The organism is Brevibacterium sp. CBA3109 (genome assembly GCF_040256645.1).
Taxonomy (GTDB): domain Bacteria; phylum Actinomycetota; class Actinomycetes; order Actinomycetales; family Brevibacteriaceae; genus Brevibacterium; species Brevibacterium koreense.
Window position 1 is genome coordinate 2,519,736 of sequence record NZ_CP158281.1, and the last position, 21,185, is coordinate 2,540,920.

The 21,185-nt window shown below is 64.0% G+C and carries 19 protein-coding genes and 1 tRNA gene; 14 read left to right on the plus strand and 6 right to left on the minus strand.

Translation table 11 applies throughout. The annotated features are described in order from the left end of the window. Nucleotides 1-340: 340 nt before the first annotated feature. Nucleotides 341-979 (minus strand): GntR family transcriptional regulator, encoded by a 639-nt coding sequence (locus tag AAFP32_RS11545; protein WP_350269259.1) that lies wholly within the window; start codon nt 977-979, stop codon nt 341-343. Nucleotides 980-1,181: 202 nt separating this feature from the next. On the opposite strand from AAFP32_RS11545, the gene AAFP32_RS11550 reads away from it, so the two are divergent. From AAFP32_RS11550 to AAFP32_RS11585, 8 genes are all read left to right on the plus strand, one after another. Then, nucleotides 1,182-2,432 (plus strand): NRAMP family divalent metal transporter, encoded by a 1,251-nt coding sequence (locus tag AAFP32_RS11550; RefSeq protein WP_350269260.1) that lies wholly within the window; start codon nt 1,182-1,184, stop codon nt 2,430-2,432. Nucleotides 2,433-2,434: 2 nt separating this feature from the next. Further along, a complete protein-coding gene (locus AAFP32_RS11555; protein WP_350269261.1) occupies nt 2,435-3,226 on the plus strand; it encodes a 5-oxoprolinase subunit PxpA in 792 nt (263 codons plus the stop codon). After that, nucleotides 3,223-4,017 (plus strand): putative hydro-lyase, encoded by a 795-nt coding sequence (locus tag AAFP32_RS11560; protein WP_350269262.1) that lies wholly within the window; start codon nt 3,223-3,225, stop codon nt 4,015-4,017. The genes AAFP32_RS11555 and AAFP32_RS11560 overlap by 4 nt, the downstream gene beginning before the upstream one ends. Beyond that, nucleotides 4,014-5,672 (plus strand): urea amidolyase family protein, encoded by a 1,659-nt coding sequence (locus AAFP32_RS11565; protein WP_350269263.1) that lies wholly within the window; start codon nt 4,014-4,016, stop codon nt 5,670-5,672. Before AAFP32_RS11560 ends, AAFP32_RS11565 begins: the two co-directional genes overlap by 4 nt. Nucleotides 5,673-5,675: 3 nt before the next feature. Further along, nucleotides 5,676-7,421, plus strand: a complete 1,746-nt coding sequence (locus AAFP32_RS11570; protein ID WP_350269264.1) for an acetyl/propionyl/methylcrotonyl-CoA carboxylase subunit alpha — start codon at nt 5,676-5,678, stop codon at nt 7,419-7,421. A 120-nt stretch (nt 7,422-7,541) separates the two neighbouring features. Then, the gene (bcp, locus tag AAFP32_RS11575; protein WP_101619593.1) at nt 7,542-8,015 is read left to right on the plus strand and encodes a thioredoxin-dependent thiol peroxidase; all 474 of its coding nucleotides are present in this window, start codon (nt 7,542-7,544) and stop codon (nt 8,013-8,015) included. 98 nt (nt 8,016-8,113) lie between these two features. Then, a tRNA-Leu gene (locus AAFP32_RS11580) sits at nt 8,114-8,195 on the plus strand. Nucleotides 8,196-8,711: 516 nt separating this feature from the next. Then, a complete protein-coding gene (locus AAFP32_RS11585) occupies nt 8,712-10,655 on the plus strand; it encodes a heavy metal translocating P-type ATPase (RefSeq protein ID WP_101619591.1) in 1,944 nt (647 codons plus the stop codon). A gap of 139 nt (nt 10,656-10,794) precedes the next feature. On the opposite strand, the gene AAFP32_RS11590 is transcribed toward AAFP32_RS11585, so the two are convergent. Beyond that, entirely contained in the window at nt 10,795-10,971 is a 177-nt protein-coding gene (locus AAFP32_RS11590; RefSeq protein ID WP_350269265.1) for a hypothetical protein, read from the minus strand. A 33-nt stretch (nt 10,972-11,004) separates the two neighbouring features. Here AAFP32_RS11590 and AAFP32_RS11595 point away from each other — a divergent pair, with 33 nt between their 5' ends. Together AAFP32_RS11595 and AAFP32_RS11600 are read left to right on the plus strand one after the other, a co-directional pair. Further along, the gene (locus AAFP32_RS11595; RefSeq protein WP_324761559.1) at nt 11,005-11,145 is read left to right on the plus strand and encodes a hypothetical protein; all 141 of its coding nucleotides are present in this window, start codon (nt 11,005-11,007) and stop codon (nt 11,143-11,145) included. Nucleotides 11,146-11,505: 360 nt separating this feature from the next. Then, nucleotides 11,506-11,970, plus strand: a complete 465-nt coding sequence (locus AAFP32_RS11600) for a GNAT family N-acetyltransferase (protein WP_101619590.1) — start codon at nt 11,506-11,508, stop codon at nt 11,968-11,970. Between the two features lie 431 nt (nt 11,971-12,401). On the opposite strand, the gene AAFP32_RS11605 is transcribed toward AAFP32_RS11600, so the two are convergent. Then, nucleotides 12,402-12,860, minus strand: a complete 459-nt coding sequence (locus AAFP32_RS11605) for an ASCH domain-containing protein (RefSeq protein WP_233429233.1) — start codon at nt 12,858-12,860, stop codon at nt 12,402-12,404. Nucleotides 12,861-12,953: 93 nt separating this feature from the next. Between AAFP32_RS11605 and AAFP32_RS11610 the strand changes: the two genes are divergently transcribed. The 3 genes from AAFP32_RS11610 to AAFP32_RS11620 all read left to right on the plus strand — a co-directional run bounded on the left by AAFP32_RS11610 (nt 12,954) and on the right by AAFP32_RS11620 (nt 16,826). Next, on the plus strand, nt 12,954-13,301 hold the full coding sequence (locus AAFP32_RS11610; protein ID WP_350269266.1) for a PadR family transcriptional regulator: 348 nt from the start codon (nt 12,954-12,956) through the stop codon (nt 13,299-13,301). Continuing rightward, nucleotides 13,298-14,263 carry a hypothetical protein gene (locus AAFP32_RS11615; protein WP_350269267.1) on the plus strand — a complete coding sequence of 322 codons (966 nt, stop codon included), beginning with the start codon at nt 13,298-13,300 and terminating at the stop codon, nt 14,261-14,263. Before AAFP32_RS11610 ends, AAFP32_RS11615 begins: the two co-directional genes overlap by 4 nt. Nucleotides 14,264-14,327: 64 nt before the next feature. Continuing rightward, a complete protein-coding gene (locus tag AAFP32_RS11620) occupies nt 14,328-16,826 on the plus strand; it encodes an ABC transporter (RefSeq protein ID WP_350269268.1) in 2,499 nt (832 codons plus the stop codon). Nucleotides 16,827-16,875: 49 nt separating this feature from the next. Here AAFP32_RS11620 and AAFP32_RS11625 read toward each other — a convergent pair whose 3' ends face one another. Next, nucleotides 16,876-18,120 (minus strand): class I SAM-dependent methyltransferase, encoded by a 1,245-nt coding sequence (locus AAFP32_RS11625; protein WP_350269269.1) that lies wholly within the window; start codon nt 18,118-18,120, stop codon nt 16,876-16,878. A 219-nt stretch (nt 18,121-18,339) separates the two neighbouring features. Between AAFP32_RS11625 and AAFP32_RS11630 the strand changes: the two genes are divergently transcribed. Further along, nucleotides 18,340-18,744, plus strand: coding sequence for a universal stress protein (locus tag AAFP32_RS11630; protein WP_101619584.1), 405 nt, complete (start codon nt 18,340-18,342; stop codon nt 18,742-18,744). Between the two features lie 106 nt (nt 18,745-18,850). Here AAFP32_RS11630 and AAFP32_RS11635 read toward each other — a convergent pair whose 3' ends face one another. Both AAFP32_RS11635 and sucD read right to left on the minus strand, forming a co-directional pair. Continuing rightward, nucleotides 18,851-19,978, minus strand: coding sequence for a threonine aldolase family protein (locus tag AAFP32_RS11635; RefSeq protein WP_350269270.1), 1,128 nt, complete (start codon nt 19,976-19,978; stop codon nt 18,851-18,853). Between the two features lie 298 nt (nt 19,979-20,276). Continuing rightward, on the minus strand, nt 20,277-21,173 hold the full coding sequence (gene sucD / locus AAFP32_RS11640; protein ID WP_350269271.1) for a succinate--CoA ligase subunit alpha: 897 nt from the start codon (nt 21,171-21,173) through the stop codon (nt 20,277-20,279). Nucleotides 21,174-21,185 lie beyond the last annotated feature (12 nt).

Below are 21,185 nucleotides of genomic sequence, written 5' to 3' on the forward strand. Positions count from 1 at the left end.
GCGCCCTGCTTGCGGTTCGGGCCCTGCCATTCATCCGGGTCCTGTAGGGCTTGAGCGCCCTCTCCGAAACGCCGCAGCTGTCTGCGCACTCAAGCATGGGACTGAGGTTGGCTCCGTCACCGGGCTCCGCAGCAGCGGCGGTGTCAATGAGACGGCCGTAGCAGTCGGGACAGAGATAAGGTGCATACTTCATTGCGCACTCCTTGCAGATCGACCACTGTCGGATCTGCCGTTAGACATGCAGGCCCTGGGCCGACATGGGCGTATGCAATTTGCACAAACACGTCTCTTCCAGTCTAACAGTCGGGCCTCAACGGGCCCTGTGCTGTGATTCTCGCACTCACCCCTGGCCGGCGCGAGCGTAGGCGCCGAGGACCTGACGTTCAGAGTCACCGAGGTAGGCGTCCAGTTTTGCCGCCGCCGCCTTGGGACTCTCGTTGAGGTAGGTGTCGAGGACCTCTTGGTTGCGATCGACGAACGGCGCATGGAGGAAATCGAGGACTTCGACCTTGAGGAAGGCCAGCCGCAACTCGGCGAGAACGTTCCCGAACGACCGCATCAGGCGGGTACTGTCAGACAGCGAGACAAGCGCATTGTGGAAGGCCATATTCACCGTCCCCACCTGCAGCCAGTCATCGGCTGCAGCGGCACTGCGTGCGGTGTCGACGGCCCTGCGCATCTGTTCGGCGCCCGGGTGGTTCATCGGGGCATTCGCCAGCACCGAGCATTCGATATGGCGCCGCACCCGATAGATGTCGATGACGTCTGAGGTGTTCGGCGATGCCACCGAGACCCCGCGGTGCGGGATGTGATTGACCAGCCCCTGCTCCCCCAGCACTCGGAACGCCTCACGCAGAGTGTTCCGGGAGACGTCGAACTCCTTCGCCAAGGCGGCTTCGGACAAGCGCGCGCCGGGACGCAGTTCACCGGCGATGAGGCGGCCTGTGAGCTGATTGACCAGGGACGATTCGTGGTTCACGATTCCATCCTAGTGATCGGAGCAACAGATGGCCCTATTCATGAGAACAATTCTTGGGCAGAAACGTGACGCACGTCTATTCTTGTTGAACAATCCATGCTAGATTGTCTAACGCTTCATGGATTTCGGTGAGGTCCGCCACAGTGGTCGGCCCGGTATCGCACCATCGAGCAGACCAGACACCAGGCAACTTGGAGACCTCATGTCACAGCCGCACGACCACGACACGAAACAACCAGTGAAGGTCAGTCGCAGTGCGATCCTCGGCGCGATCTTCCTCATGGCCACCTCGGCGATCGGCCCCGGCTTCATCACCCAGACCGCGACGTTCACGTCTCAGATGGGCGCAGCATTCGCCTTCGCCATCTTTGTCTCGATCCTCATCGACATCGCCATCCAGCTCAATGTCTGGCGCATGATCACGTCCTCGGGCAAGCGGGCCGCGCAGCTAGCATCCAGTGCGATCCCGGGCACGGGCATGCTCCTGTCAATCCTCATCGTCATCGGCGGTCTGGCCTTCAACATCGGCAACATCGCCGGCGGCGGGCTCGGCCTCAACGCACTCCTCGGCGTGGACCCGAAGCTCGGTGGACTGCTCACAGGGGTGCTGGCCATCGGCATCTTCCTTTTCAAACGCGCGGGCAAGGTCGTCGACACCGTGGTCATGGTCCTCGGCGTCGGAATGATCATCCTCACCGTCATCGTCGCCATCGTCTCCAACCCACCGGTCGGTGAAGCCATCAAACAGAGCTTCCTGCCCGACACGATCAACTTCGCCACCATCACCACCATCGTCGGCGGCAGCGTGGGCGGCTACATCACCTACTCGGGAGCTCACCGTTACCTCGACTCGGGCAAGACCGGACCGGAGCACGCCCCCTCTGTGATGCGCTCTGCACTCTCGGGCATCCTCGTCACCGGTGTCATGCGCTATGTGCTGTTCCTGGCCATCCTCGGCGTCGTCGCCTCAGGCGTTGCTCTCGACCTCGACAGCCAGGCCGCCAACCCAGCCGGTCAGGCCTTCGCTGCCGCACTTGGCGATGCGGGCATCCGGATCTTCGGTGCCATCTTCTGGGCCGCGGCACTGAGCTCGGTGATCGGGGCCGCCTACACCTCGGCGACCTTCCTCTCCGCGTTCTCCAGACGTCTCGACAAGGGCTGGCCGCTGCAGCTGGCCACGGTCACCTTCATCGCCGTGTCACTCATCGTCTACCTCAGCATCGGCACCGCACCGGCAACCCTGCTCGTCTTCGTCGGCGGCTTCAACGGACTCATCCTGCCGATCGGTCTCACGATCTTCATGTACATCGGCTGGTTCAGACCGCGCCTGCTGCTCGTCGACAAATATCCCAAGTGGTTGCTGATCATCGGCACCGCGGCAACACTGGTGATGTGGTACACGGCCGTCGAGTCGGTCGGCCCCATCTTCTCAATGATCGGAATCGGAGGGTGACAATGAACGCCAAGAACACGATGACCATCGACCTCAACTCTGACCTCGGGGAGAACGTCCCCGACCGCGTCGTCAGCGACGATTCGGCCATGCTGGAACTCGTCTCCAGCGCCAACGTCTCGTGCGGGTTCCATGCCGGCAGCCCCGAGGGAATCCGGGCGACCCTGGCAGCGGCGACGAAGAGCGGGGTCATCATCGGCGCCCACCCCGGCTACGACGACTATGAGGGATTCGGCCGTCGTCCCCTCGACGTCCCCGCCGCGACCCTGCAGGCGCAGGTCGAGTACCAGATCGGTGCCCTGCTGGGCCTGACCACTGCTGTCGGCGGCTCCGTCGCCTACGTCAAACCCCACGGCGGCCTCTACAACGCCATCGTCGCTGACGAGGCCCAAGCCAAGGTCGTCGTCGACGCCGTCAAGGCCATCGATCCGAGCCTCGTCTTCCTCGGCCTGGCCGGCAGCGTGGCGAACCGCGTCGCCGCCGAGGCGGGCCTACAGGTCGCGGCCGAGGCCTTCGCCGATCGCTCCTACAACCCCGACGGTTCGCTGGTCTCGCGGACAGAGCCCAATGCCGTCCTGCATGATCCCGAGGCCGTGGCCGCCCGCGTCCTGCGCCTGGTCCAAACCGGTCAGGTCGAAGCCATCGACGGCAGCCTCGTCGACGTCGATGCCCAGTCGATCTGCTTCCACGGCGACAGCCAGGGCTCAATCGACATGGCCCGCGCAGCCCGCGAGCTCCTCGAGTCCTCGGGTGTCACGATCGCACCATTCGCAGGTGCAGGTGCCTGGACATGACTGATGCCCAGGCACAGACTTCGGTTGGGGCACAGGCCCGCGAGCGCATCCGGGCCGGGTCCACGGACCCGACCTCTGGCCTGGCTCCCGGTCTGCTCCAGGCCAACCTCATCGCGGTCCCGGCTGACTGGGCCTTCGACATGCTGCTCTTCGCCCAGCGCAATCCGAAGCCGTGCCCGGTCATCGACGTCCTCGAGCCAGGGCAGGTCGAATCCGCTCTCGCGCCGGGCAGTGACCTGCGCACCGACATCCCCGGCTACAGGCTGTGGGAGAACGGCTCCCTCGTCGACGAGGTCGACGATGCCAGCGCTGCCTGGTCCCAGCATCCCGATCTCGTATCCTTCCTCATCGGGTGCAGCTTCACATTCGAGTCCGGGCTGTTGGACGCGGGCATCCCGATCCGCCACCAGGATGCTGGTCGCAACGTACCCATGTACTCCACATCGATCGCCTGCCAACCCGCCGGTCGGGTCCACGGCAATATGGTCGTGTCCATGCGTCCCATCCCTGCCCACCAGGTCGCCGAGGCGGTGCGCATCACCGACCGCTTCCCCGCCGTCCACGGTGGCCCCGTCCACATCGGCGAGCCCGAGCAGATCGGCATCACCGACCTCCACTCCCCCGACTTCGGCGACGCCCCCGCCATCCAAGACGGCGACATCCCCGTGTTCTGGGCCTGCGGAGTCACGCCCCAGGTCGCCATCCAAGCCTCGGCCCCACCCTTTGCGATCACGCACTCACCGGGGAAGATGTTCATCACCGATGCACCGGAAGGCAACTACCGACAATGATCGACAACCTCGATTTCCACACCGCCTCCCGCCGCCATCTCCTCGTCGAATGCCCCGACCTGGCCGCCACAATGGACCTGCACCAGGGGCTGGAAGCGGCCGCACTCGACGGTGTCGATGAGCTGGTCCCGGCCGCACGGACCGTGCTCATCCGCTTCAACCCGGCCCGCACCTCGGCGCCGGTGCTGGCAGACCGGATCCGCAGGCTCGAGCACACGGGGACTGACTCGACCGAGTCCCGCGAGGTCACGATCGACGTCGTCTACGACGGCGAGGACCTGCACGAGGTGGCTGACCTTCTGTCGCTGTCGCCCGCCGAGGTGGTCACCCGGCATCAGCGCGCAACCTGGCAGGTCGCGTTCTCCGGGTTCGCACCCGGATTCGGATACCTGGCCGGTGACGATCCGATCTTCACCGTGCCCCGCCGGTCCTCACCGCGCACCCGTGTTCCCGTCGGAGCAGTGGCACTGGCCGGGGAATTCACCGGCGTCTACCCCCGTGCCTCCCCCGGCGGTTGGCAGCTCATCGGGCGTACCGACGCCACACTCTGGGACCTGAATCGGGAACCACCGGCCCTGTTCATCCCTGGAACCATCGTGACCTTCCGCCAGGCCGACCGGGAATCGGTGACGGTCGGTGAGGCGAGCGCGGATACTTCCTCGTCCTCGCAGCAGATTTCGCCTGCCCAGCCGGACGACGCCGCCTCGGCGCATGCCCTGACGATCATCCGTCCCGGTCTGCAGCTGCTCATCCAGGATCTCGGGCGCCCTGGTTTCGCTGCCATGGGAGTCTCAAGCGCCGGTGCCGCCGATCGTGCGGCGCTGCAGAACGCGAACCGCCTTGTCGGCAACGACGAGACCACGGCCGGGCTGGAGAGTTTCGGTGGTGGGACGAAGCTGGCCATCACCGGTGATGGTGTGGCCGCTGTGACCGGGGGCTGCGCCACGATCACCGTGACGTCTGCCGATGGTGCCAAGTTCTGGCACCACCTCGGCGAGGCTTTCGCACTGGAAGACGGTGACGAACTCGAACTCGGCATGACCGAACGCGGCACCCGAGCCTATATCGCCTTCCGGGGCGGGATCGAGACGGAGACTGCCCTGGGCAGCGCCTCGACCGATACCCTGGCCCATCTTGGTCCGGCACGTCTGGAGCCGGATACCACGGTCATTCTCGGTTCGCCGGAGTCGGCACCGCACCTCGTCGATCCGGTCCGCGGCTCAGGTCACGAACGGCACCTGCCCGCACCTGGGGAGACGATCGAGCTGTCGGTGACCCTGGGACCGCGCGCGGACTGGTTCACCTCGGCGGGCGTTAAGACTCTGCTGAGCCAGGAATGGACGGTCACCCACGAATCCGATCGCGTCGGCCTCAGACTGGCCGGCGACGCCCCACTCGAACGCTCCCGCACCGGCGAACTGCCCAGTGAGGGCGCTGTCACCGGGGCACTGCAGGTCCCACCGAACGGGCAACCGGTGCTCTTCGGCCCCGACCACCCGCTGACCGGCGGCTATCCGGTCATCGCCAGCGTCGATGACACGGATCTGGCAGCACAGCTGGCACCCGGAGTCAGGATCCGATTCGTCACCGACGACGGCAACCCGAGGCAGAACTCCGCCGACCACACAAACCACTCACCGGAGAACGGACACTGAATCATGCCGAAGATCCTCATCGCCAACCGCGGCGAAATCGCCGTCCGGATCATCCGCGCCTGCTCCCACTACGGGCACACATCGGTCGCGGTCTACGCGGACCAGGACCTCGAGGCCATGCACACCCAGCTGGCCGATGAGGCCTATTCCCTGCCGGGGACCAACGCGGCAGAGACCTACCTCAACATCGACGCGATCATCGCAGTCGCCAAGAAGTCAGGGGCGGAGGCCGTGCATCCCGGGTACGGCTTCCTGTCGGAGAACGCCGATTTCGCTGCCGCGGTCGAAGACGCCGGCCTCATCTGGATCGGTCCCACAGCAGAGACAATCACGGCACTCGGTGACAAGGTCACTGCCCGCAAATTGGCGCAGAAGGTCGGCGCCCCGCTGGCTCCGGGCATCGACCGACCGCTTGAGAACGCCGCCGAGGTCGAGGATTTCGCAGCCGAACATGGCCTGCCCATCATCATCAAGGCTGCCCATGGTGGGGGTGGGCGCGGAATGAAGATCGTTCACGACCTCGCCGAGGTCGCCGGCGCCTTCGAATCGGCGACCCGTGAGGCTGTCGAGGCTTTCGGACGCTCCGAGTGCTTCGTCGAGAAGTTCCTCGAACGCCCACGCCATGTCGAGGTCCAGGTCGTCGGCGACGGCCAGGGGCGCGTCGTGGCCATCGGCGATCGCGACTGTTCGGCCCAGCGCCGCAACCAGAAGCTCATCGAGGAGGCTCCGGCTCCCGGACTCAGCGCGGATCAGCGGGAACGGCTGCGTCGTTCGGCCGAGGCTATCTGCGCCGAGGTGGACTATCGGGGCGCGGGCACCGTCGAGTTCCTCCTCGCCGCCGATTCCACGATGACGTTCCTCGAGGTCAATACCCGGCTGCAGGTCGAGCATCCCGTCACAGAGGCGGTCTCCGGTGTCGATCTCGTCGCCGAGCAGTTCCGCATCGCCTTCGGGAACGGGCTGTCCCTGGACTCAACACCCGAGCCGCGTGGGCACGCCATCGAGCTGCGCATCAACGCGGAGGACCCGGGACGTGGCTTCCTGCCCACACCGGGCCGCATCGATGCCCTGACCGCACCGGGTGGTCCCGGAGTGCGCTGGGACGCCGGTGTCCGTGCCGGAGACACCGTACAGCCGGCCTTCGACTCCCTGTTTGCCAAGCTCATCGTCCACGGGCCAGACCGCCCGACCGCAATCGCCCGGACCGTGACTGCGGCTGGAGAGCTGCACGTCGAGGGACCGGCCACGGTGCTTCCCTGTTCATTGGAGATCCTCACCGACCCTGCGTTCACCGCCGAGGAACTGGGCATCCACACCCAGTGGATCGAATCCGAGCTCCTCCCTCGCATGACGATGCAGGACCGGCCAGCACCGACGCCCGAGTCCTCACTGCAGCGCATGGACATCGAGGTCGACGGCAAGCTCACCAGGCTGGGCCTGCCGGCTGCGCTGCTGGCTGCATTGGGCGCTGCCGGTGGTGCTGGCGCTGATGCTGCCAGTGGAACCGGTTCGGCCGGAGCTGAAGGTGGAGCTGCGGACACGGGTGCTGTGAACGCTCCGGTACCTGGCAACCTCGTCGACTATCTCCTCGAAGACGGGGCCGAGGTGGCCGCCGGTGACGATGTCGCCGTCCTGTCAGCGATGAAGATGGAGACCCGAGTACAGGCTCCGGTGGCCGGTGCCCTGAGGCAAGTGGCGAAGGTCGGCGACATGGTGGCTGTCGGCGAAGTCATCGCACACATCGAGTGAGGCTGAAGTTTCGGTGAACTCGTCCTGCAGTGGGGAGTCCGGCCCGTGTCGGAGTCTCGGACTAGAGTGGTCCCTGAACTGAGAACTTCTGAAAAGTTCCGCACGAGAAGAGGAGACACTATGCCACGACTGTCAGTCGGCGACACTGCCCCGGATTTCACCCTGGTCAACCAGGACGGGAAGTCCGTGACCCTCAGCGAGTTCAAGGGGCAGCGGGTTGTCGTCTATTTCTACCCTGCCGCCATGACTCCCGGCTGCACGACCGAGGCCTGCGACTTCCGGGACTCGCTCTCGGCGCTGTCGGCTGCCGGCCTCGTCGTGCTGGGCATCTCTCCGGACAAGCCGGAGAAGCTCAAAAAGTTTGCGGACAAAGAGGGTCTGAACTTCGATCTCCTCTCCGACCCAGACAAGTCCATGATGGAGGAGTGGGGCGCATTCGGGGAGAAGAAGAACTACGGCAAGGTCGTCCAGGGCGTCATCCGCTCGACGCTGGTCATCGATGCCGAAGGCGCCGTGGAACTGGCCCAGTACAACGTCAAGGCCACCGGCCACGTTGCACGTGTGCGCAAGGCACTGGGCATAGACGCCGCCTGATCGTCGTCCCGACCTGATCGCGGCTGCCCTCTGGCTGCCGGGCTCGCCCTACCGTTTTCAGCAACGTGGCTTCGCCCTGCTAATCTTAGGGACGTCGCGCGCGAGTGGCGGAATTGGTAGACGCGCTGGATTTAGGTTCCAGTGTCTGCGGACGTGGGGGTTCAAGTCCCCCCTCGCGTACAGATCGAAATCGGCCTCTGACCTGGGTTTCAATTCTTCAGGTCGGGGGCCATCTTCGTGCCGTGCGCAGAAGGATATGATCCGCCTCTCCGACATGCTGAGCGCAGTGGTGGCTGCGGCTTTCTGCATCGTCGGGCTGACATCGTTGCAGATGTTCATCGTGGTGAAGGAATGCCCGAGGTGCTCTCTTACCACATTGAGGTACTCGCCTGACTCCAGCAGGTGGCGCGGCGTGCGCGTATTTCAGAGTCGTCCCTTCAAAGCGGCGATCCCATCGGCAAGACGCCGCGGCGGGTAGTCTCACTTCGCCCTCCTCATCATCGAACGCTCACGCATCGGCCTCAGCGAGGTTGAACGAAAACTCCGCGCAGCCGACCTCACGGGAGGTGAGCACTTTCTGGGTGGCGGCAGAGCTGGTGTTGTTGCTGCTCTGAACCCGCCGAGTCACGTCTGCTTCGTGTCTAGGGGAGGCTGGCCTGCGGTGCGGCCAGGACGTCGGTCTGGGACGATTGAGATATGAGCCGCTTTCCGTTTCTGATCAGGGAGTATCCGCTGGTGATCGCTACGCTTGTGGTCGCCGCAGTCGGTCTCATACTCCTGGCGACTCCTGCCGATGACGCCGCGCGACCGGTCGTGGGCGGGTTTGCACTCCTGATCGCGACTTGGGAAGCAATCGGGATGATCCGACAACTCATCAAAGGGCATGCCGGGCTCGATATTCTCGCTGTCACCGCGATCACCGCCGCGGTGCTCGTCGGCGAGCCCTGGGCAGCGCTCGTGGTGGTGCTGATGCTCACCGGGGGCACAGCTCTTGAGGACTACGCCGAGAATCGTTCCAAGCGGGAACTCACCGCACTGCTGCGTCAAGCTCCGCAACAGGCCATCCGCATCCTCCACGGCCGTGGCGTCAATCATTCCTCCGACGCGGTCACCGAGGACGTGCCCGCCGAAGCGGTCGAGGTGGGCGACCTGCTGCTCGTCCGCCCGGGCACTCTTGTGCCCGTGAACGCCATCCTCGAATCTGAGCACGCTGTGTTCGACGAGTCTTCGCTCACGGGAGAGAGCCTGCCAGTCGAACGCGACGCCGGGGAGAGAGTATCGAGTGGCGCGGTGAACGGGGCGACAGCAGTGACCATGCGTGCTGCGGCGCTCGCCTCGGACAGCGAATACCAGCAGATCGTACGTCTTGTAGAGCAGGCGGCGGGCAGCAAGGCGAAAGTGGTGCGGCTTGCGGATCGGTATGCGGTACCGTTCACGGTGCTTTCGCTCGCCGTTGCCGGGATCGCCTGGGCCCTCAGCGGGGATGCCACCAGGTTCGCAGAGGTACTGGTCGTGGCTACGCCTTGCCCCTTGCTGATTGCAGCGCCGGTCGCGTTCCTAGGGGGTATGAGCCGTTCCGCGCGGTTCGGGCTGATTGTGAAGGGTGGCGGCACCCTTGAACAGCTGTCGAGGGTGCGCTCGGCGGCGTTCGACAAGACCGGCACGATCACCACTGGCAAACCTTTACTCGCACGCCTCCTCCCTGCCCCGGGCTTCGAGCAACACGAGTTGCTGCAGCTCGCGGCCTCGGCTGAGGTGTACTCTTCGCATGTGCTCGCCGATTCCGTTGTCGGGGCGGCGAAGAAATATGGCTTGGGACTCCTTGAAAGTGAACGGGCCGAGGAAGTCGCCACCAACGGTGTAGCCGCAGCCCTCCGTACCTCCCGCGCGCCGGACGCGACGGTGGTGCGAGTGGGCAAGGCCTCCTGGGTACGCGAGCACGCCTCCGACGTTGTGCTCGCAGAACTCATGCCGGGCGAACTCGCGATCTACGTCGCAGCAGGCCCCCATTTCGCTGGAGCAATCGTCATGCGCGATCAGGTACGCATCGAAGCCAAGCAGGCGCTTCGTGATCTGGATGAACTCGGCGTTTCGCGCACGCTCATGGTGACCGGAGACGTTGCAGCCACGGCGGTGCCGATTGCACGGGATCTCGGGATCAGCGAGGTACACGCAGAATGTCGCCCCGGAGACAAGGTGCGCATCATCGGCGGAGTGCAGCCCCGCCCGCTCATCATGATCGGCGACGGCCTCAACGATGCGCCTGTGCTCGCTGCCGCGGACATCGGTTTTGCGATGGGAGCACGGGGTGCGACCGCCGCGAGCGAGTCGGCTGACATCGTGAACCGCTACGACACCCTTGCCTCACTGCCGCACGCGGTGAAGATCGGTAAAGACACGGTGCGGATCGCGTTGCAGAGTATCTGGCTCGGCATCATCATCAGCGCCGCACTCATGCTCATCGCCGCTTTCGGCTTTCTACCAGCGCTTCTAGGGGCCTGGCTGCAGGAAGTCGTCGACCTCGTCGCGATTCTGGGGGCGCTCAGAGCAGTCGGGCCTCGGTCTGAAAGAGCCCCTCGTAGATCCTCGTCAAAAGAGGCTGCCGCTCTCAACTGTCACACCACTCGAGAAGGTGAGTGAACCGACGACGGTCGGCTCAGCAGCCGGCCACCCTGGTCTAGCCCGTTGCCATAATGTTGGCCAACGTCTGAAGTGATTTCGAGCCGGTGTTCTCGGTGCGGGTGAATGGATCATTTCAACCGGGGGGGGGGTGTAGTCATCAGTGTCCATCGACAACCCCGAACACCGCCCTCGCGATCGCCTCGGCGGATACTGTCGGTGTCGGTGTCGGTGTCGGTGTCGGTGTCGGTGTCGGTGTCGGTGTCGGTGTCGGTGTCGGTGTCGGTGTCGGTGAATTCTCGATGGGCGGTGGGGAGTACGTCTGGATGAGCAACATGGTCTTTCAGAAGACCTTGCGCATCCAATTGACGTGGAGTTCGCTGCGAACGATGCGGTCGCCGCACATGCGGAAGTCGAACTCGGTGTCGACCAGGAAGAGTCCATCAGCCCCTGGATTGCCGCCATCTCCTGTATTACCGCGTTTGCGATGGTGCACTCATCCCATTTGTGACGATTCCCTTGCCTGTTGGGGAGCATCGAAACTGGGCCGCCGCCGTCGCGATCAGTTCGGTCCTTATCGGTTGATTCAGCCTCACACTCGGCGGTCCGTCGCGTGGTCGAGCGATCATGCGGAATCTGGTCATGGGTTGGCGGACAATGATCGCCACCTACCTGATCGGGATGCTCTTCAGGGCAGCAGCCGGGCGGTTTGGCCGTTGCGCTTTCAGGCGCGAGGGGTTCTGCACAGTCGAAACCTCTGCCCCCGCTGACAGATCGGCAGAGGCCACCGACTGGGAACCCGTTTGGCGATTTCGTACGATACCATCATACGAAGCACCCCGAGAGACGTGAAGAAGGACCCGAACAAGTCATGACAGATTCGTCAACCACTTCCGTTCGCCCTGTTGAATCGACCGATGAGACCCGCTGGCGTGAGCTCTTCCGCGGTTACCGCGAGTTCTACCACCTGCCGGAGTCCGAGGACATCGTCTCCCGGGTGTGGGGCTGGCTTATGGACTCCGCACACGAATGCCAGGGCCTGGTTGCCGAGGCGGACGGCCGAATCGTCGCCATCGCCGACTTCCGGAGATTCTCGCGCCCGTCGACCGGCACGGTCGGCATCTGGCTCGACGACCTCTTCACTGACTCTCAGGCTCGCGGAGCGGGTTCGGGCCGAGCGCTGATCACCCGATTGCAGGAGATCGCCGCGGCCGAGGGGCGCTCGGTTGTCCGGTGGATCACCGCGGACGACAACGCCGCGGCGCAGGTGCTCTATGACCGAGTCGGAACCAAAACCAACTGGCTCACCTACGATGCACAGCCGCAGGGCTCGTAGGGCCGAGAAGCTTCCCGTCGACCGATGGCCCGCTTCCACTTCTGAAGTCGGCATCCTGGGCTTCGAGTGACAAGCCCTTGACGACAGCCTTGCTGTTGACTGCGAAATCCTCTGTCGCGAAGTAGCGAGCGGCTGCCAGAAAATGTTGGGAGTCTCTGCATTAATGCACCCCTGGTATCGCGACAGCAGTCGGGCACTGTGCTTGGCTGGCCCGAAGCCAGCAGTCACAATGCTGCGATCCCATGCCCACCTGCCGGTGTTGGCCGCGGCGCGAAGATGCGCAACCGCCTGCTCGACGGTCCAGTCTGACCACAGCGATTGCCCCTACCATTGCTCTGCAGAGAGGCCCTCAAGAAAACTCGCCAAGCGAGCACGTTCGGCGTGGATGAGTGCCCAGCTTTCGAGCTCAGTCATAGGGCTTCCTCATTCCATCAGGGCGCGAACACCGACTCAAACCGCTCGCACACGACGAGCATATCTTCACTGAACCCGTCGGCGCCCTGACAATGCTCGGCCCAGAACCTCTCATGGATCTCTCGCCACGCCGCAAGACTTCGGTCACCTTCTCCTTCGGAATACGCGTGCTCAGCGCTGACCTGAGAAAACGGCACGATGTCAACGGCCGTGGTGACGATGACGGCCCGTGGCTGGCCTCTGCTGTCGAGGATCACGCTCGCCTGTCCGACCTCCGGAACCGGCTCACCGTCGGCCTTCACGTCCTGCATTGCCGAGGCAGTTCCCGTCTTCGCACAGTCAAGGACAAGCGTCAGCAGCTCGTCCGCGTGTGCCGCAGTCGCGCCGAACGCCCACGCCTCGGGCACAGCAACGGGAAGAGTCGGCACCGCACTTCGCGCTTCCGCCCAGAACCTATCGAGAATCATGTCGGTCATAGTCTCCCCAGGAATTCTTCGGTCTTCACCCTCGCAGATAATCTTATACCCCGCCTATTGCAATAGTGTGTGTCGCACACTATTGTGTGAAACATGAACGAGGATGCAGAGCAGGCACTGGCGACACACGAACAGGAACTGAGACGAGGAACCGTAGTCTTCGCCAGCCTCGTCGCCTGTCGTCAGCCACAGTACGGATACTCGCTGCTGACGACACTCACCGAAGCCGGCGTCGCAACAGAGGCCAACACCCTCTACCCTCTGTTGCGTCGACTCGAGAAACAGGGGCTGCTCAGCGCCGAATGGAATACGGAGCAGGTTCGTCCGCGCAAGTACTACACCGTCACCACCAGTGGAGCCGAGGTTGCCGCAGCGCTCCACTCCCAATGGCTGGAACTCAACACCAGCATCACGAAACTCTGGAAAGAAGGCACACCATGAGTGCGCTCACCGACGTCTACGTCGACAACGTAATCGGCCGCCTGCCGGAGAACTCCCGGGGTGACATCGCGGCAGAGATCAGGGCCACGATCGGCGATATGGTCGAGCACCGCCTCGGCAGCCTGGATCATCCTGCGCAAGCGCAGACCGCGGCTGCCGAGCGCGAGGTACTCGAAGAGCTCGGCGATCCGGTCCAGCTCTCACTGGAATACACGAACTCACCGCAGCACCTCATCGGGCCGAAGTCCTATCCGCTCTTCCTGTGGGCTATGCGGTGGGTGATCCCCCTCGTCGCTGTGATCTCGGTGACCGCGAATGCCATCACCTTCATCGCCACCCAGGACACCGTCCAGATCGGAGCACTGATCGGTCAGCTCGTCGGCAACACTGTCACCGCACTGCTCGTCACCTTCGCGACAATCACGATCATCCTCGCTCTTCGCGACCGCGGTCTCAGCGGTGGTGCCGGCGAGACGGTCAACGGCACCAGGAAGTCATGGTCGGTCGATCAGCTGCGCGCAACGGATGTGAAGGCAAAGCAGATCCGCGCCGAGGCGATCCTGGGTCTGATCTTCATCGTCCTCCTGGCCCTGGTCCCGTTCATCCCGACCTCTCTGTTCTACGTCGGCCATCTCAACAATGGCCAGCCCTTCATCAACCCGGAACTGGGATCCGGATGGTTCCTCGGATACTGGGGATTCCTGGTGCTCATGGCCATCGTCGAGGTCGTGAAGCTGGTCCGCTCATCGACAAGTCCAGCTGTGCTCCTCGGCGGGGCGGTCATCGACGCCGCGATGGCCGTCTTCCTCACGATCGCGCTGCTGACCCAACAGGTCCTGCATCCGGAGCTGACGAGTGCTTCTGGCGCCGACGTCCAGCAGACCATCACCGTGGTCGCGATCTGGGTCATCGTGATCTGGGATCAGATCAGCACGTGGCGCACCCATCGCACGAGCCGCTGACCGCGATACTCTTATCCGGGTGCTTCCTCACAGTTGCACCCGGACAAGAGAAAGAGGCCAGCCCATGACCGAGCAGATCGGCGTCGTCGGTGCCCGCGAGCACAATCTCTCCGGATTCTCCGTTTCCCTGCCGCACCGGCAGCTCATCGGAATCTGCGGTGTCTCAGGCTCCGGCAAGTCGTCCCTGGCCTTCGACACCATCTACGCAGAGGCGCAGCGCCGCTACCTCGAATCGGTCTCTCCCTTCACCCGGCATCTCCTCGGCGCGGTCTCCGCACCCCAGGTCGATCGGATCACTGGTCTTCCTGCCGCGATCGCGGTCAAGCAGCTTGTGTCGACACCTCCGGAGAATTCGAGCGTGGGCACCCTCTCCCAGGTTTCTGACCTGCTGCGGGTGCTGTTCTCCCGCTTCGGCGACTACCCCACCGGACAGGGGCGTCTGCTCGCTTCGGCATTCTCCCCGAACACCGTCGAGGGCGCTTGCCCGACGTGTGCGGCGAAGGGCAGCATCCATGATCTCGACCTCGACGCCGCAGTCCCCGACGAGTCACTGACCATCCGGGAAGGGGCGATCGCCGCATGGCCGGGAGGGTGGCTGGGCCGGAACTTCAGACACCTCGTCGAGGCCATGGACATCGACGTCGACATCTCCTGGAGCAAGTTGCCCGCCGACACTCGCACCTGGCTGCTGACCACGGAGGACACCCCCTCGCTGACGGTCAACCCCGCCGACATCCGCGATCATGTCGCCCGCGAGTACACGGGTAAGTTCCGCAGTGCCCGCAGGTACCTGCTCGACACGATGGTCACGACAGGCAGCGCCTCCGTCCGCGAGCGCACCGAGTCGTTCCTCAGCAACGAACTCTGCCCCGACTGCCACGGCAGCCGCATCAATCCGGCAGCTCTGTCGGTGACGATCGGCGGCGCCAATATCGCCGAGGTGGCCACCCGCAGTCTCACGGAACTGGCCACCTCGATCCACTCTGCCATCACCGCCGACCTCGACCGTGACCACAATGAGGCGAAGCGATTCTCCGGGGCCACCGATGACGCCGCCCAGGTCCTCCTCGACGAACTCGACAAACGTACGGCAGTCATCGAGCGCCTCGGCGTCGGCTATCTACCGCCCGAGCGCTCGGCGGCCACCCTCTCCCCCGGTGAGCTGCAGCGACTGCGCTTGGCAGCCCACCTGCACAGCGGCCTGCACGGCATGGTCTATGTCTTCGACGAACTCTCCACCGGACTGCACCCGAAAGACACCGATCACCTCTTCACCCATATTGAGGCTCTGCGCGATGCCGGCAACACGGTCATCCTCGTCGAACACGACATGGAGCTGGTCCGCCGCTGCGATTGGGTCGTCGAACTCGGCCCCGGTGGCGGTGCCCGGGGAGGTCAGCTGATGTTCTCCGGCCCCGTCGCCGAGGCACTGGACGGGCAGAGCTCGACAGCTGTGCGCCTGCGCAACGAGGCACCCAGCGAACCCTGGCGAGACCCCCAGGAATTCGGGGGCTGGGCCCGATGCACGGGACTGTCGGCGAACAACCTCGACGGTCTGACTCTGTCCTTTCCCATCGGAGGGCTGACGACCCTGACGGGAGTCTCCGGGGCCGGTAAGAGCTCCGTGCTGCGATCGGTGGCGACGCTGGCCAGAAGCGCTGGAGCCTCCCCGTTCGACGGTGACGAGGAGCCGCAGACGATACCTCGCAGCAGCAGTGGTGAGCGAAACGACCTTGCCGAGGCACACGCCACCGGACTTGAGGTCTTCGACCGGGTGGTCAGCTTCGATCAGTCCACCATCGGCCGGTCGCCGCGATCGGTCATCGGCACCTACCTGGGCATCTTCGACAAGATCCGCAGCCTCTTCGCGAAGACCGACCTGGCCCGCAGTCGTGGCTTCACCGCTTCACAGTTCTCCTTCAACACGGCTCGGGGACGGTGCCCACGCTGCGAGGGCCTGGGCATCATCACCATCGACCTCGTTCATCTGCCCGCCTCCAGCGGCACCTGCCCCGAATGCGAAGGTCGCCGGTTCACCGAGGAGACTCTCGAAGTCACAGTCGAGGAACTGACCATCTCGGATGTGCTCAATCTGTCGATCGATGCAGCCGCGACCGTCTTCGCCGAACGCCTGGGACTCATCGCCCATTTCGAAGTCCTGCAGAGAGTCGGCCTGGGTGGCCTGCTCCTCGGACAGTCCTCGGCGACCCTGTCCGGCGGTGAGGCACAGCGGCTGCGTCTGGCCGCCGTGATGCGAGCCAGGAAACGACGTGAGGCCTCACTGTTCATCCTCGATGAACCGGCCAACGGCCTGCATCCCAGTGATGCTCGGGTGCTGGGGCAGCTCTTCCGCCAGATCGTCGACGAAGGCGATACGATCCTCATCGCAGATCACAATATGGAGCTGGCCGCCGGCTCCGATTGGCTCATCGACATGGGTCCCGGTCCCGGTCCAGACGGTGGCCAGATCGTCGCCGAGGGGCTTCCCCATGACGTGGCTGCGGCTGGCGTCGGTGCCACGGCCGAAGTGCTGTCCGCAAGATTCGGCACCGCTGGTTGTTAGCTGCGACTTGTCAGCGCCCGTCTACTCATGTCAGCGCCGGCTGCGATGTTCAGCGGCGGCTGCGGATGACCGTGAACTTGCTGGTGCGAGCGACCTGTTCGCTGGCTCCGATGACGCGTTCCAAGGTCTCCCGGTAGTCCAGGTGTGAGTTGTAGACAGTGAGGACCTGCCCACCGGGAGCAAGCAGCTGGGCCGCCGCGGCCATGAGGCCGGCAGCAGTGTCGGTTTCGATGGTCGTGCCCTGGTGGAAGGGCGGGTTGAGCAGGATCAGATCATATCCGCCGGCGCTCACCGCCGAGTCTCCACCGGTCAGAGCCTGCACATCCGTGGCATCGGCGAGGATGGTCTCGACCTCGAGTCCGTTCGCCTCCGCGGTCTCCCTCGCCGAGGTGACCGCCGCCTTCGACACATCCACGCCGGTGCCCTTCTTCGCAGCTGTCACCCGCATCGCTGCCGTGAGCAGCCATCCGTTCCCACACCCAAGGTCAAGGACGGATTTCGGGGAACCAGGAACCGCCTCGACGGTCTGAGATTGGGCGGGCTGAGTTGCGGCGGCCAGAGCTGTGAGCAACGCGGTCGAACCCTCATCACTCTTGATCCCAGAGAAACAGGCTCCATGGGCTCTGACCTGGAGCACACCGGTGGCCGGATGATCGATAGTGCCACGCCTGGGGAAGCTCGGCAGACTGGGTGAGGACAGTGGGCGGCTGCCGATGATCATTCGATGTTTGCCGACGCCCGGGGAAACATCGACTCGAGCGTAGCCACGGGCAAGTTCTTTGTTGACGGCCCGGCTCATCGAGTCGCTGCGGCCGATGACGATGACCGTGGACACGTGCGCTTGGACTGCCGCGATGGTTTCGGCCAAGGCATGGGTGGCCTTCGGCGCGTTGACAACCGCCCAGACCTGATCCCGTTCCGGAGTGAAGGCAGGGAGATCGTCGATGGGGCTGGTCCGATCTGCTACCTCGGCGACGGTGTGTGCCTCGTCCACTCGGTCGTTGTACGTGCCCACGGGCGCGATCTCGCTCAGCAGACGCGACTGCAGTCCCTGGCCGTCATCGACGATGAGGATCTCGTGCGGAAGTCCCGCGACCACCTCAGCGGCAACGAACGTTCCGTCCGTGGCTCGACCGGAGACATCGAGCTCTCCGCTGCGTCGACCCAGCACGTACTCGGTGAGGATCCTGGCCTGAGGGAATCCCGGAACTTCAGCAAGCTCGGGAAACTGTTCCAGCAGATCCTGACTGCGTTGGCGGGCAGGAGAATCCGGAGACAGCAGGGATGAAGGCATTCGAACAGTCTAGTCGGACTCGGCCCTGGCCTCAGCTGCCGACGACGACGCGGCAGGGACCGAAGGATTCGACGAGGCTTCCCGCCGACTCTGCCATAGACCTGCACCACCGGTTCGCACAGATTTCCCGTGCAGTTTGGGGCGGAATGAGGCGCATCGCAGCACGCAGATGTGCTACTAATTGAGTGTGCTTCGTCCAGTGTCGTATCAGGAGAGATCATGACAATTCTCGTCGGTTATTCCCCCTCACCCGAAGGCAAGGCTGCCGTCACGTTCGGCATCGATCAGGCGAAGGCCTTCGATGACACCGTGATCGTGCTCAATGCCGGCATCGGAGAGACTCCCGACGAACGCGGTGTGGCGACGAACCAGGACATGGAGGAACTCAAAGAGGAGCTGCGCTCAGCCGAGGTCTCCCATGAGATTCTGCAGTTCCTGCGCGGAAATGATCCCGTTGAGGAACTCCTCGCCCTCGCCGAGGCGACCGAAGACACCCGCCTGATCGTGATCGGATCGCGTCGCCGCTCCCCTGTCGGCAAACTCATCATGGGCTCCACTGCCCAGCGCATCATCCTCGATTCCGACGTCCCCGTCGTCTCCGTCAAGGCCGACAGGAACAAATAGGGACCACACTCCCACGCCGCGCATAGCGTGCAGCTCGTGGCGCGCAACAAAACGGTTGGTATGTTCTCTTCGAAAAGAACATACCAACCGTTGAACAAGTTGAGGGTCAGTCCCCGACGATGGCTGCGATGAGGGCGTCGACGTCCTCGGCGGTGGTGTCGAAGGCGCACATGAGGCGCACGACATTTTTCGCCATGGGCCAGTTGGCGAAGGCGAACTTCTGCCGTGCTCGTGCTGCGACCTCATCGGGCATGTGCACGAAGACGACGTTGGATTCGGTCTCAGCCACGATCGAGATATCGGGTGCACGGCCTGTCGAGACCGCCTCGGCGAGGCCATCTGCCAATCGTTTGGCCATGGTGTTGGCATGATTCGCGGAGGTGCGCCACAGCTCGCCATCGTAGAGGGCGTTGAGCTGAGCGGAGAGGAATCGCATCTTCGATGACAGCTGCAGGTTCATCTTTCGCAGGAACTTCATCCCCTGCCCGATCTCGGGGTTGAGGACGACGATCGCTTCGGCGCCGAGGAGCCCGTTCTTCGTCCCGCCCAGGCTGATGATGTCAACGCCGACGTCAGCGGTGATGGCGCGAAGGTCAGTACCGAGGTAGGCCGCAGCATTGCCCAATCGGGAACCGTCGACGTGGAGGATCATGTCGAGCCCGTGCGAGGTCTCCGCGACCGCCCGGACCTCTTCGGCTGTGTACGTCGTGCCCCATTCGGTCGATTGCGAGATGCTCACTGCCAGGGGCTGAGCATTGTGTTCATTGCCGCGGCCGAGGACCGCGCCTTCGATGATCTCGGGGGTCAGTTTTCCGTCCGGAGTCGGGGCGCCGATGACCTTGAGTCCGCCGACCTTCTCCGGAGCGCCGGTCTCGTCGTAGTTGATGTGGGCGGAGGCTGCGGTGATCACGGCAGCCCACCGGGGCAGTGCGGACTGCAATGCGAGGACGTTGGCCCCGGTGCCGTTGAAGACAGGGAACGCTTGAGCGTTCGGACCGAAATGTCCTTTCATGACCTCACTGAAGCGCGCGGTCCAAGGATCACCGCCGTAGCCGGGAGTGTGGCCGACGTTGGCCTCGGCGATGGCTGCAATGACTTCGGCATGGGCGCCGGCCCAGTTATCGGAGCCGAAGTTACGCGGATGGACGGCCGGGGAGGTGTCAACGGGCGGCAGGTCGAGGGTCGTTGCCTGTTCGGCCGGTGGGTTCTGGGACAGCGGTGTCTGGTCATTCACATGTTCAGATTAGCGTCCCGCGATCATCACGCACAGTTGGTTCCAAAACCACCCGTTGCACCGGGGTGATTTGATGCCGACGGGAGTCCTTGTCGAACGGACTGGGGGACTAGCGATTACGGGTGTGAATCGATGCTCCCGGTGCGTGATGCGTGACGCATGACGCTTCAGCTACACGCGACACCCTTTCAGTCCACCGCACGTCCTGCGGACACACAACAGCGCGGCCAAGGTGCAGTTGCCCAGCATGTGCGCTGAGCGGTCGCACAGTGACCGCGCTGTTGTTGAGTGGAACGACTCAGGCGAGGAGTTCGCGCATGAGGTCGGCGGTTTCGGTCGGGGTCTTGCCAACCTTCACGCCCGCAGCCTCAAGGGCTTCCTTCTTCGCCGCTGCGGTCCCTGAGGAGCCGGAGACAATGGCGCCGGCATGGCCCATGGTCTTGCCCTCGGGAGCGGTGAAGCCTGCCACGTAGCCGACGACCGGCTTCGTCACGTTGTCCTTGATGTAGGCGGCGGCACGCTCTTCCGCGTCTCCGCCGATCTCGCCGATCATGACGATGGCTTCGGTCTCGGGATCGTTCTCGAAGGCTTCGAGCGCATCGATGTGAGTGGTGCCGATGACCGGGTCACCACCGATTCCGATGGCGGTGGAGAAGCCGAGGTCACGCAGTTCGTACATCATCTGGTAGGTCAGCGTGCCGGACTTGGAGACCAGTCCGAGCTTGCCCTTCTTGGTGATGTTGGCAGGGATGATGCCTGCCAGCGATGCCTCAGGCGAGATAATGCCTGGGCAGTTGGGTCCGATGATGCGGGTCGCATTGCCTGCAGCCTGCGCACGGGCCCAGACCTCGGCTGCGTCCTGGACCGGGATGCCCTCGGTGATGATGACGAGCAGGCCGATCTTGGCGTCGATGGCTTCGATGGCCGCATCCTTGGAGAATGCTGGCGGCACGAAGGCCACGGAGACGTCGGCACCGGTGGATTCCATCGCCTCGGCGACTGATCCGAAGACGGGCAGCTCAACTTCGTTGCCGTCCTGGCCGTTGTGCTTGACAGTGGTTCCGGCCTTGCGGGCGTTGACACCGCCGACGACGTTGGATCCTGCGGCGAGCATGCGCGCAGTGTGCTTGGTTCCTTCGCCGCCAGTGATGCCCTGGACGATGATCTTCGAATCGGAATTCAGGAAGATAGACATGTGTGTAAAGAC